The sequence below is a fragment of the Pseudonocardia sp. genome (assembly GCF_025965585.1).
In the GTDB taxonomy this organism is placed as follows: domain Bacteria; phylum Actinomycetota; class Actinomycetes; order Mycobacteriales; family Pseudonocardiaceae; genus Pseudonocardia.
This window is the reverse complement of sequence record NZ_JAOPWR010000090.1, coordinates 1-11,521: the sequence shown is the minus strand read 5'-3', so window position 1 is coordinate 11,521 and position 11,521 is coordinate 1. Positions and strand designations below refer to the sequence as shown.

10 protein-coding genes and 1 riboswitch are annotated in these 11,521 nt (G+C 73.3%); of the genes, 3 read left to right on the top strand and 7 right to left on the bottom strand.

Annotated features, from left to right (window positions below; genetic code table 11):
* Positions 1-156 precede the first annotated feature (156 nt).
* The gene (locus JWR81_RS05765) at positions 157-1,284 is read right to left on the bottom strand and encodes a hypothetical protein (protein WP_297647627.1); all 1,128 of its coding nucleotides are present in this window, start codon (positions 1,282-1,284) and stop codon (positions 157-159) included.
* Between the two features lie 259 nt (positions 1,285-1,543).
* Between JWR81_RS05765 and cynS the strand changes: the two genes are divergently transcribed.
* Complete coding sequence (cynS, locus tag JWR81_RS05760) at positions 1,544-2,008, top strand: cyanase (RefSeq protein ID WP_297647624.1); 465 nt, start codon at positions 1,544-1,546, stop codon at positions 2,006-2,008.
* A gap of 163 nt (positions 2,009-2,171) precedes the next feature.
* On the opposite strand, the gene JWR81_RS05755 is transcribed toward cynS, so the two are convergent.
* From JWR81_RS05755 to JWR81_RS05740, 4 genes are all read right to left on the bottom strand, one after another.
* Entirely contained in the window at positions 2,172-2,924 is a 753-nt protein-coding gene (locus JWR81_RS05755) for an alpha/beta hydrolase (RefSeq protein WP_297647621.1), read from the bottom strand.
* A 10-nt stretch (positions 2,925-2,934) separates the two neighbouring features.
* Positions 2,935-3,777 carry a transglutaminase family protein gene (locus JWR81_RS05750; protein ID WP_297647618.1) on the bottom strand — a complete coding sequence of 281 codons (843 nt, stop codon included), beginning with the start codon at positions 3,775-3,777 and terminating at the stop codon, positions 2,935-2,937.
* Positions 3,778-3,952: 175 nt separating this feature from the next.
* Positions 3,953-4,897: an alpha-E domain-containing protein gene (locus JWR81_RS05745; RefSeq protein ID WP_297647615.1), complete on the bottom strand. Its 945-nt coding sequence runs from the start codon at positions 4,895-4,897 to the stop codon at positions 3,953-3,955.
* Complete coding sequence (locus JWR81_RS05740; RefSeq protein ID WP_297647613.1) at positions 4,897-6,528, bottom strand: circularly permuted type 2 ATP-grasp protein; 1,632 nt, start codon at positions 6,526-6,528, stop codon at positions 4,897-4,899. The genes JWR81_RS05745 and JWR81_RS05740 overlap by 1 nt, the downstream gene beginning before the upstream one ends.
* A 304-nt stretch (positions 6,529-6,832) precedes the next feature.
* On the opposite strand from JWR81_RS05740, the gene rpsT reads away from it, so the two are divergent.
* Positions 6,833-7,099, top strand: a complete 267-nt coding sequence (rpsT, locus tag JWR81_RS05735; RefSeq protein WP_297647610.1) for a 30S ribosomal protein S20 — start codon at positions 6,833-6,835, stop codon at positions 7,097-7,099.
* A 67-nt stretch (positions 7,100-7,166) separates the two neighbouring features.
* On the opposite strand, the gene holA is transcribed toward rpsT, so the two are convergent.
* On the bottom strand, positions 7,167-8,132 hold the full coding sequence (gene holA, locus JWR81_RS05730) for a DNA polymerase III subunit delta (RefSeq protein ID WP_297647607.1): 966 nt from the start codon (positions 8,130-8,132) through the stop codon (positions 7,167-7,169).
* Between the two features lie 105 nt (positions 8,133-8,237).
* Positions 8,238-8,373: riboswitch (SAM riboswitch) on the top strand.
* A 10-nt stretch (positions 8,374-8,383) separates the two neighbouring features.
* Between holA and thrC the strand changes: the two genes are divergently transcribed.
* Entirely contained in the window at positions 8,384-9,655 is a 1,272-nt protein-coding gene (thrC, locus tag JWR81_RS05725) for a threonine synthase (protein ID WP_297647604.1), read from the top strand.
* Here thrC and JWR81_RS05720 read toward each other — a convergent pair.
* Positions 9,561-11,521, bottom strand: a 1,961-nt coding sequence (locus JWR81_RS05720; protein ID WP_297647602.1) for a ComEC/Rec2 family competence protein, incomplete at its 5' end; no start/stop codon positions are given. The two genes, thrC and JWR81_RS05720, sit on opposite strands and share 95 nt — an antisense overlap.

The window sequence follows — 11,521 nt, the reverse complement described above, 5'->3', positions numbered from 1 at the left end:
GTGTGGTGGCCTGGTGGACCGGCTGGAAACCCTGGTCCTGCTGGTCACCAGCCGGGAGGTGAGGGGGGCCGCCCGGCCCGGGCCGGGTGGCGGTCGTCGACAGGCTCGACGAGGTCGGGCGGGCTCTCGCGGGCTGGTGAGCCGGCGGTCTCGACATCAGCCGTCGTCATGCCGTTGCTTGTGATGCCTCGGCGCCTGGGACGGCGGCGGGGTCTGGGTGGGGAGAACCCGGACCACCGGTACGTCGCCGGTCCTGCCGGCCGGAGTGGCTGCGCCGGCCGGAGGGGTCACGGCGGGCGGAGAGGCTGCGCCGGCCAGAGGGGCTGCGCCGGTCGGAGGGGCGGCCGGAGGGGTCGTCGCCTCGTTGCTCCGGCTCGTAATGGACGTCGACCGACCTCGGGCCGGTTGGCGGTTGGGGCCGGTCGTCGTCGGCCGTTTCGTGGCGCTCCCGGAGGGCTCGGGGGTCGACGACGGTTGCGGGCTGTGGTCGGTCGCGGACGGGGGCACCGTGCCGGCCGCCGACGCCACCGACGACGACGACGGGGACGGGGACGGGGAGCCGGTGGAGGCTTGGGCCTCCAGCCGTTCGGGGGCTCGGGCCTCCGGCCGAGCGGGGGCTCGGGCCTGCGTCCGGTCGGGGGCACGGCTCGCGCCACCGTCCAGCGAGCCGGCCAGGTCGTGCTGACGGGCCTGCAACGAGGCGCGACCGTCCTCGGGGCTCACGCTGGGGATCTCGGCGGCCGCCGACCGCAAGGCCGCACGGGCGTCCCTCACGTGTCCGGAGGCCATCGCGGCGCCGGCCGCGCTCTGGTCCGTCGCGATGTTCTGGGCAGCCTGCACCGAGTCGGCGTGCTGGGAGTAGAGGACCTGTGTGACCGTCCACAGCGCATCGTCGGGCCGCGCCCCGTACGCCGCCACCCCCGTGAAGACGATCACGACCGCCGCGGCGGCGGCCGTGGCGAGGGGCACCCGCATGCCCCGGCGACGGCGAGCGGGAGCCGGAGCGGGGGCCACGTCAGCCGGTCGCTCGGGCGCAACCGGAACGCCTGGACCGGCCTCGATCTCCCGTCGCCACGCCAGCAGCGCTTGGAGGAGCTCCTGGTCGGCCGACGCGTCGAACGGGACATCGACGAGGTCATCCGCGATCGGAGCGCGGCCGGCCGCGTCCAGCAGCTCGTCGTCCTTCCACACCGCGACGAGGGCCTCGATGTCGAGGTCGTCCTCGCTGAGGTCATCCGCCGACGACTCGTCGGCCTCTCGATCCCGATCCCGGGACTCTTCCATGGACAACCCCGCCGATAGAGGCGTGGACACGAGCGGCAACCATGCCATGGTACGGCCACGACCGCCGGAAGTGCCGCCGATGCACCCGATGGACTCAACCGACAGGAGCCGTGACGCGCGCAGACGGCTTTAGGTTGCGTACGATCTCATCGGGCGTAACACACTGCTCACACGGGATGCCCGCTCGTCCAGCACATCGAAACACCGTCGTCACGGCCCCGCGTTGCCAGGTGTCCGCCGGACCGTGAGGATCGCACGCATGAGCGTGACACCACTGCCGCCCCTGGACCGCAAGCAGGCCTCCGCCGCCGCCCTCGCCGCCAAACGTCGCTCGTCGCTGCGCTGGGCCGACCTCGGCAAGGCGATCGGCATGTCCACCGAGTGGACCACCGCAGCCCTGCTGGGTCAGCACCCGCTGACGGCCGAACAGGCAGCCACGCTCGGCTCCGCACTCGAGCTCGACGAGGTCGTCGTCGAGGCCCTGACGCTGCCCGCGGTGCGGGGCAAGGACGTGGTCGACACCTCGGAGCCGCTCGTCTACCGGCTGCAGGAGATGGTGCAGGTCTACGGCAACGCCATCACCGAGCTCGTCCGCGAGGAGTTCGGCGACGGCATCGTCAGCGCCATCGACTTCGAGATGGACCTCGAACGCGTCGCCGACCCGAAGGGCGACCGCGTCCGCATCACCCTCAACGGGAAGTTCCTGCCCTACCGTTCCTGGTGATTCGCCTGCGGCCCGCGGTGTGGTCGCCGCCACCGAAGGGGTGGGCGTCTTGCGGCACCACGCAGGCGACGGTCGAGCCCGCGACCCCGCCCACCACACCGATCGACCGGACGCCGCTGCGCCGCATCCACGCCGCGCGGGCGGGGTCCTGCATGCCCGGGGGCTAGACGGAGCCCCAGAACTCCGACAGCACGCCGGCGCCGCGGGCGGGGTCCTGCGTCATCCACCAGTGCCCCAGTCCGTCGAGCACCTCGACGCGAGCGCCCGCACGGGCGGCGGCGCGCGTGCGCTGCTCATCGGTGCCGACCATCAGGTCCTCGGACGCGAGGATCGCCAGGCCGGGACGCGCGGCCGCCGCCTCCAGGCCCGCGCCGAGCTGCGCCATCGCCGGCTGCGCGGCGTCCCGGTAGAGCGTGAGGATGCAGGCGGCCATCGCCGTGTCGAACCCGGCGGCCACCTGCTCGGCCACCTCCGGCGTCATGCCCCGTGCGGTGTACCCCCGGGCCCGGGTCGACAGCGGCGCCGCCGCCATCGCGGCCACGGCCTCCTCCCCCGCGCCCGGCTGCTGCCAGACCTGTGCGAGGTCGTGCCACACGTAGCCGGGGTCGAACACGCCGATGATGTCGGAGCACCAGCTGCGGAGCAGGTCCGGCCGCGTCATGGCGACGTTGACGACGTGCCCGCCGCCCCAGTCGTGCCCGACGAGGTCGACCGGGCCGTCGATCCCCTCCAGCTCGCCGACGAGCCAGTCGCGGTACGCGGCGACCGTCGGGGCCCAGCCGGTGGGCACGGGGGCGCCGAACCCCGGCGGCGACAGCCGGACCGGCTCGTCGTGCCCGAGCGCCACGAGCGCGTCCGCCAGCGGCCCCCACACCGCGTCGGTCTCGGGATTGCCGTGCACGAGGACCACCGTCATGCGAGCGACCTTAGGCCAGGCGTGTCATGTCCACCGTGACGTCGAGCGCGGCCGCCTTGCCGCCGGAGTAGATGCCCTTCAGCGGGGAGACGTCCGAGTAGTCCCGGCCCACCGCCATCCATACGTGCCGGTGGCCGATCTCGATGTCGTTGGTCGGGTCGTGGCCCCACCAGCCCCCCGTCCACGCCTCGATCCAGGCGTGGCTCTCGCCGCTCACCGTCTGCTTGATCTCGGTCTCCGCCCGCGGGAGCAGGTAGCCCGAGACGTATCGCGCGGGGATGCCCATCTCGCGCACCAGCAGCAGGGTGAGGTGCACGAAGTCCTGGCAGACGCCCGTGCGCGTCTCCCACGCCTCCACCGCCGAGGTGTGCACGCCGGTGGTGCCGGGCTTGTACTCGAGGTGCTCGCGCACCCAGCGGCACGCGGCCAGCACCGCGTCGGCCGGCTCCTTGCCCCGCTTGAGCGCCTTCGCCGCGCGGGCGAGACCGCGGTCCTGGGTGACGTAGTCGGTGAACTCGAGCATCTCGGTGTAGCGGTCGCGCACCGGCTCGCTCGCCAGCTCCTCCCACGACGCGGAGCGGGCGGGCGCGAGCGCGTCGGCCGTCTCCACCACCGAGGTGCCCGTCACGACGAGCTCCTTGTGTGGGGCGTGCAGGTCGAACGCGGTGACGGTGGTGCCCCAGTAGTCGGTGTAGCGGTAGGACCGCGTCGCCGGCGTGGTCTCGACGCGGCTGACGATCACGTTCTGCCGGTTGTCGCTGCGCGGGGTGAGCCGCACCTCGTTGTAGGACTCGTGGACGGGCGCCGAGTAGGAGTACCCGGTCTCGTGCACGACCCTGATGCGCCAGCCCATCAGTGCCCTCCGTCGGGGGTCCGGTGTGACGGCCCGGGGATCCCGATGCTCGGATGCCGCGCATCGGCTCGTGTGATGGGAGGGCCAGATACCGGGTTCGTATCGGGCCCGACGACGACGCCGCGAGGCGCCGCCTGGGCCCCGGGACCGCGCGCCTGACCCCCGACGGCGGGCACTAGCCGACCTCCGGTGCGGTCCAGGCCACCCAGGGGGCGGCGTGGAAGTACTGCAGGGACACGGCCTCGCCGACGTTCTGGATGCACTGCTGCAACCCCATGAGCTGCGTGGGGAGGTCGTCGAGCAGCTCCTCGGGCCGCAGGAACTCCAGCTCCGAGCGCGCCCGGCCGAGCAGCCGCAGCGCCTCGGCCTTGGCGCCGATCCGGGCGGTCGGGCGCAGGTCGAGGTCGACGAGGCAGATCTCGGCCTGCCGCAGGGCGTGGAACACCGAGCGCGGGAACAGCTTGTCCATCAGCAGGAACTGCACGACCCGAGCGGCGTCGAGCGCGCCGCGGTAGGTGCGCAGATAAGTGTCGGCGGCGCCCGCGCTGCGCAGCACCGTCAGCCAGCCGGGGCTCGACATCCGGTCCGAGACGCGCGAGAGAAGCAGTCGGACGATCATGTCGACGCGCTCGACGGAGCGTCCGAGCAGGTAGAACCGCCAGCTGTCGTCGCGGCTCATCGTGGACGCTGCCAGCCCCGAGAACATCGCCGCGCGGTCCTCGACGTAGGCGAAGAACGCGCGCGGCCCCACCCAGCGGGCGTAGCGCTGCCGCTCGGGCAGGCCGTTCCACGTGACGTTGAGGCACTCCCACATCTCCGCCGAGACCACCTCACGCGCGCCGCGGGCGTTCTCCCGCGCGCTGGAGACCGACGACACGATCGATGCCGACGTCTCGGGCGAGTAGCCGACGAGCTCGGTGAGCGACCACGCGTCGAGCGTCTCCCCGTCGGGTGGCTCGACCCCGAGCACGCCGAGCAGCGTGCGCGCGGCGAGGTCGGCGTCGACGGTGGCGTCCTCGAGCAGCTGGTGCACCGAGACGTCCAGGATGCGGGCCGTGTCGTCGGCGCGCTCCACGTACCGTCCGATCCAGTACAGCGACTCCGCGTTGCGGGCGAGCACTACACCTCCCCAGCCTCGTCGGACTGCTGCTGCTGTTGCTGCTGGCTCATCGTCAGCTCCGGTCCGTGCTCGGCGGCGGGCGACCCGGCAGGCGCGGCGATCGCCAGGCCCCGTTGGCCCAGCTCACGCTCGGTGTCGGGGGCGCGGTTCGCCGCCAGCACCCAGGTGTCCTTGCTGCCGCCGCCCTGGCTGGAGTTCACCACGAGGCTGCCCTTCGGTAGCGCGACCCGCGTGAGGCCGCCGGGCAGCACGAACACGCTCTCGCCGTCGTTGACGGCGAACGGCCGCAGGTCGACGTGGCGCGGCACGAGCCGGTCGTCGACCTTCGTCGGGACCGTCGAGAGCTGGACGACGGGCTGCGCGATCCAGCCGCGCGGGTCGTCCCTGATGTCCTTGCGGGCGTCGGCGAGCTGCTTAGCGGTCGCGTTCGGACCGAACAGGATGCCGTAGCCGCCGGAGCCCTCCACCGGCTTGAGCACCAGCTCGTCGAGGTGGTCCAGCACGTACGTCTTCTCGTCGTCGAGCCAGCAGCGGAACGTGTCGACGTTGGGCAGCAGCGGCTTCTCGCCCAGGTAGTAGTCGATCATCTGCGGCACGTAGGTGTAGACGAGCTTGTCGTCGCCGACGCCGTTGCCCACCGCGTTGGCGATCACGACGTTGCCCGCGCGGGCGGCGTTGAGCACGCCCGCGACGCCGAGCACCGACGCGGGGTTGAACTGCAGCGGGTCGAGGAACTCGTCGTCGATGCGCCGGTAGATCACGTCCACCTGCTGCTCACCCTCGGTGGTGCGCATGTAGACCATGTTGTCGCGGCAGAACAGGTCGCGGCCCTCGACGAGCTCCACGCCCATCTGCCGCGCGAGCAGCGAGTGCTCGAAGTAGGCGGAGTTGAAAACCCCCGGCGTCAGCACCACGACCTGGGGATCGGCCTCGTTCACCGACGCCGCCGAGCGCAGGGCGCGCAGCAGGTGGGTGGAGTAGTCGCCGACCGCGCGCACCCGCTGACGGGTGAACAGGTCGGGGAACACGCGCGCCATCGTGCGGCGGTTCTCCATCACGTACGACACACCCGAGGGGTTGCGGAGGTTGTCCTCCAGCACCCGGAACGTGCCCACCTCGTCGCGTACGAGGTCGATGCCCGCGACGTGGATACGGACCCCGTTGGGCGGGACGAGCCCGGCGGCGGGGCGGTGGAAGTGCTCGCAGCTGGTGATCAGGCGGCGCGACAGCAGCCCGTCGCGGACGATCTCGGCGTCGCCGTAGATGTCGGCGAGGAACGCCTCCAGCGCCTTGACGCGCTGCACGATGCCCTTCTGCAGCCGGCCCCACTCGCCGGCCGAGATCACGCGCGGCACGATGTCCAGCGGGAACGGGCGCTCCTGGCCGGAGAGCGAGAACGTGATGCCCTGGTCGACGTAGGCACGGTCGAGTGCCTCCGAGCGGACCGTGAGGTCGGCCGCGGCCGTCGGCGCGATCGCGTCGTGCAGCGCCCGGTAGGGGGCGCGAACGGTACCGTCGGCGGCGAACATCTCGTCGTAGGCGCCCGCGTGCGGGCGGTCGGGTTCGAGGTAGCCGTCGAACAGCGCGGAGCCGGACTCCTCGTCGGGGCCTGTCGTCCCGGGGGCCTTCACCTCGGACCCGTCGGTCTCGGGTCCGTCGCCCTTCGCTGCACCGTTCGACCCACGGATCCTCCTCGTCGTCCGATTCCGGCGGGCCCGCCGACCGAAGGTCATCCTCGCCCAACGTCGCCGCCCACGACCAGCGGAACGCGCTACGGGCGCGTCACGGCCGGTCGGTCAAGGGTCGTTGGTGGGCGCTTCGCACCGGGCTGTAGCATGGACGACCGAGCGCCCGGCGTGCTCGTATGATCCATCCGCCGCCGGAGCCCTACGACATCAGGCAGCACCAGCGGCAAGAGGAACTCGAGGCATTCGCGTGGCCAACATCAAGTCCCAGATCAAGCGGGTCAAGACCAACGAGAAGGCGCGTCAGCGCAACAAGTCGGTCCGCTCCTCCGTGCGCACCGCCATCCGGCGCTTCCGCGAGGCCGTCGAGGCCGGCGACACCGAGCGGGCCGTCGAGCTCGAGCGCGCCGCCACCAAGGCCCTGGACAAGGCCGCCAGCAAGGGCGTCATCCACAAGAACCAGGCCGCCAACCGCAAGTCGGCGATCGCCAAGCGCGCCGCCACGCTCGCGGCCTGAGCCACACCGCTCTCCGCCACGGCGCCGTCCCCTCGGGGCGGCGCCGTTCGCGTGTCCAGCCGCGTGTCTACCGACGTCCGCGGGCGGCGACGATCCGCAGCACCGCGCGCTCCAGCGCGTAGTCCGGTTCGGCCGACGCGCCCTTGACGTCGGCGTTGACCTCCGCCGCCGCCGCGAACGCCTCGGCCAGTCCGTCGGGGTGCCAGTTGCGCACCTGCTGCTGGGCCTTGCGGATCTTCCAGGGCGGCATGCCGAGCGACTGGGCCAGCCGGTTGGGGTCGCCCCGGCCGGCCGCGCCCACCTTGGCCAGGGTGCGCACGGCGTCGGCCAGCGCGTCGGCGATGAGCACCGACGGCACGCCCAGCACCTGCGCCCAGCGCAGCGCCTCCAGGGCCCCGGCGCGGTCGCCGACCACCACCTTGTCGGCCACGGCGAAGCCCGACGACTCCGCCCGCCCGCGGTGGTAGCGGCGCACTGCGGCCTCGTCGACGGTGCCGCCGGTGTCGGCCACCAGCTGGCCCGTGGCCGCCGCGAGCTCCCGCAGGTCCGACCCGACCGCCTCGATGAGCACGGGCACGGCGTCCGGGGAGATCTTGCCGCCGACCCGGCGCACCTCCGACCGGACGAAGTCGACCCGCTGCTCGTGGCGGGTGACCTTCTCGCACGTGGTGACGGTGGCGCCGCCCCTGCGCAGCGCGTCGGCCATGGCCTTGTTGCGCGCACCGCCCGAGTGCAGCACGACCAGCACGATGCCCTCGGCCGGGTCGGCCGCCTGCCGGACCACGGCGTCGGCGAGGTCCTTCCCCACCTCGTGCGCGGCCTGCAGCACGATCACCCGGGCCTCGGCGAACAGCGAGGGCGACAGCGCGTCGGCGAGCTCGGACGGGCTCAGCTCCGATGCCTTGTACCGGCGCAGCTCGGCCGCCGGGTCGGCCGCGCGGGCCTGGGCCAGCACGTCGTCGACGACGCGCTCCACCAGCAGCTCCTCCTCGCCGAGGACGAGCTGGACGGGTGCGGGTGTCATGCCCTCCATGCTCGCGCAGCTGACCGACAGCGGGTGACCCGGCTCCCAGATCGTGGATCCCGGTTGGGCAGGACGACCTCTCTGACGTAACGTGAGAGCCACACAACTTCAGATGGCTCATCCAGAGGGGCAGAGGGAACGGCCCGTTGAAGCCCCGGCAACCGGCGAACCACGTGCAGCGTTGAAATTCTTTTGCGCGCGTTCGATCACGGTGCCAATTCCGACCCGCACGGTGCGGGGAAGATGAGGAGATCTTCAACATGACGCTGCTCTCTGACGTCTCCACGACGTCCACCTCCACGCTCGACCTGGGCCCGGCCCGCGCGCTGTCGTGTCGCGAGTGCGGCCACGAGACGCCGCTCGCCGCCGAGTTCGCCTGTTCCGAGTGCTTCGGCCCCCTCGAGATCGCCTACGACTTCGGTGACATCACCCGCGCCTCCATCGAGGCCGGCCCGAAGAACATCTGGCGCTACCGCGACCTGCTGCCCGTGCCGGGCACCGTGCGGGAGCACCCGAACACCGAGCCTGGCCTCACCCGCCTGATCAAGGCCGACCGCCTGGGCGCCGAGCTGGGCCTGCGCAACCTGTGGATCAAGGACGACACCGGCAACCCCACCCACTCCTTCAAGGACCGCGTGGTGGCCGTCGCGCTCGCCGCGGCCCGCGAGCTGGGCTTCTCCGTGCTGTGCTGCCCCTCCACCGGCAACCTCGCCAACGCCGTGGCCGCGGCGGCCGCCCGCGCCGGCTGGGACTCCGTGGTGCTGATCCCGAAGTCGCTCGAGCAGGCCAAGGTGCTCACCACCGCCGTCTACGGCGGCACGCTGCTCGCCGTGGACGGCAACTACGACGACGTCAACCGGCTCGCCACCGAACTCGCCGCCGAGCACGAAGACTGGGCGTTCGTGAACGTCAACGTCCGGCCGTACTACGCGGAGGGCTCCAAGACGCTGGGCTACGAGGTGGCCGAGCAGCTCGGCTGGCGGCTGCCCGAGCAGATCGTGATCCCCGTGGCCTCGGGCTCGCAGCTGACGAAGGTGGACAAGGGCTTCACCGAGTTCGGCAAGCTCGGCCTCGTGGAGGCCACGCCGTACAAGATCTTCGGCGCGCAGGCCACCGGCTGCTCCCCCGTGGCGCAGGCGTTCAGCGAGGGCCACGACGTGATCCGCCCGGTGCGGCCCGACACCATCGCCCGCTCGCTCGCGATCGGCAACCCCGCCGACGGCCCCTTCGTCCTCGACGCCGTGCGCCGCACCGACGGTGCCGTCGGCCACGTCTCCGACCAGGAGATCGTGGCCGGCATCCGGCTGCTCGCCCGCACCGAGGGCGTGTTCGCCGAGACCGCCGGCGGCGTCACCGTGGCCACCACGAAGAAGCTCATCGCCGAGGGCAAGATCGATCCCGACGCCGAGACCGTCATCCTCATCACCGGCGACGGCCTCAAGACCCTCGACGCCGTCGCCGGCCAGGTCGGCCCCACGGCCACCGTGCCCTCCACCAGCAAGGCCGTGCGGGAGGCGCTCGCGGGTCTCTGAGCCGGCTCGGCTGCCGGCGCCTGTGTGCTGCCGGCAGCGGATCGCCCCGCGTGACCACGGTCAGGTCGGGGCGGCCGTCGCCGTCGGCGTCCTCACCGCTGCCGACCACGGCCACGTCTCCGCCGGTGTCGGTGCGCCGCACGGACGCGCCCCCGTTCTCCAGCCGGCGCAGCAGCGCGACGTTGGGGTGGCCGTAGCTGTTGCCCGCCCCGACGCTGACGAGCACCGCACGCGGTGCGACGGCGTCGAGGAAGTCCGGGGAGCTGTAGCGACTGCCGTGGTGCGGCATCTTGAGGACGTCGGCGTGCAGGTCGGTGCCGGTGCCCAGCAGGTCGGCCTGCTCGGCGAGCTCGGCGTCGCCCGGGAGCAGCACCGTGCCCGCAGGAGTGGTGGCCCGCAGCACGACCGACCCGTCGTTGACCTGGGTGCCGTCGTCCGGATCGACGACGGTGGACGGGTGCGCCGGGCCGATCACGTCGAGGACGAGCGCGGGCCAGGAGAGCCTGCGCCCGGCCGTGAGCGCGACGACCGGGGCACCGGCCTCGGCGGCGTGCTGCGCCACCTCGCGCAGCGCCCACTCCGGGGCGCGTACCGGACCGACGGCGATCCCGCCCACCGCCCGGCCGCGCAGCGCGCCCGCGAGCCCGCCGACGTGGTCGGCGTGGAGGTGGCTGACCACCATCAGCGCGATGCCCTGCACGCCGAGCCGGTCGAGGCAGGCGTCGGCGAGGCCGTCGTCGGGCCCGGCGTCCACGAGCACCACCCAGCCGGGACGGCCGGTGGCCAGCACCAGCGCGTCGCCCTGGCCGACGTCGCACGCGACCACCGCCCATCCCGGCGGCGGCCAGCCCGGCGGGGCGAGCCGCGTGGGCACGAGCACCAGCGCGAGCCCGAGCAGCACCGCGAACAGCAGCGCCCGGCGCCGGGGTGACCGGCCGAACAGCACCAGCAGCACGAGCACCACGGCGAGCAGAAGCGCGCCGCCGACGCCAGCCGGCCACGGCAGCGCGGCCCGCGGCACACCCGCGGCGCGATCGGCGACAACGACGAGCCAGCCGACGAACGGGCCCGCCGCCCAGGCCAGCGCCCGCGCGACCGCCGGTGCGAGCGACGACACCAGCGCCGCGAGCACGCCCAGCACGGTGGCCGGGGCGACCGCGGGTACCGCCAGGAGGTTGGCGAGCACCGCGATCGGGCCGATCTGGCCGCTGAGCCCGGCCACCAGCGGCGCGGTGACCACGAACGCCGCGGTGGACACCGCCAGCGCCTCCGCGATCCACGCCGGCACGCGCCGCCTCCACAGGGCCCGGGCCATGCCGGGCGCGAGCAGCACCAGCGCGGCCGTGGCCACCACCGAGAGCGCGAAACCCGGGTCCAGCGCCAGCGCAGGGTCGAGCGGCAGCAGCACGATCACGGCGACGGCCAGCGCGGGCAACGCCGACCGCGACCTCCCCGACGCCATGGCGAGCAGCACCACCGCACCCATCACGCCCGCCCGCACCACGCTCGGCGATGGGCGGGCCAGCACGATGAACCCCGCCACGGCGGCGGCGCTCAGCACGGCGACCAGCCGGGGATCGGCCCGGAACCGGCGCAGCAGTGCCACCAGCGCACCGCTGATGATCGCCAGGTTGGCCCCGGACACCGCCACCAGGTGGGTGAGGCCGGCGGCCCTGAAGTCGGTCTCGGTCTCGGCGGTGAGGCCGCTGGTGTCGCCGACGGTGAGGCCGGGCAGCAGGCCGGCCTCCGCCCGGGGCAGGGCCGCGGTGGCCGCGTCGCGCAGGCCCGCGCGGAGCCCGCCGGCGGCGTCCTGCCACCACGGCGGCGGGGCGACGTCGGTGGGCGGGCCCCGCACGCGCAGCACCG

Bases quoted from the DNA above. Each gene is read 5' to 3' on its own strand.
- JWR81_RS05765 (WP_297647627.1), bottom strand. From the start codon at position 1,284: ATGGAAGAGTCCCGGGATCGGGATCGAGAGGCCGACGAGTCGTCGGCG.
- cynS (WP_297647624.1), top strand. From the start codon at position 1,544: ATGAGCGTGACACCACTGCCGCCCCTGGACCGCAAGCAGGCCTCCGCC.
- JWR81_RS05755 (WP_297647621.1), bottom strand. From the start codon at position 2,924: ATGACGGTGGTCCTCGTGCACGGCAATCCCGAGACCGACGCGGTGTGG.
- JWR81_RS05750 (WP_297647618.1), bottom strand. From the start codon at position 3,777: ATGGGCTGGCGCATCAGGGTCGTGCACGAGACCGGGTACTCCTACTCG.
- holA (WP_297647607.1), bottom strand. From the start codon at position 8,132: ATGGAGGGCATGACACCCGCACCCGTCCAGCTCGTCCTCGGCGAGGAG.
- thrC (WP_297647604.1), top strand. From the start codon at position 8,384: ATGACGCTGCTCTCTGACGTCTCCACGACGTCCACCTCCACGCTCGAC.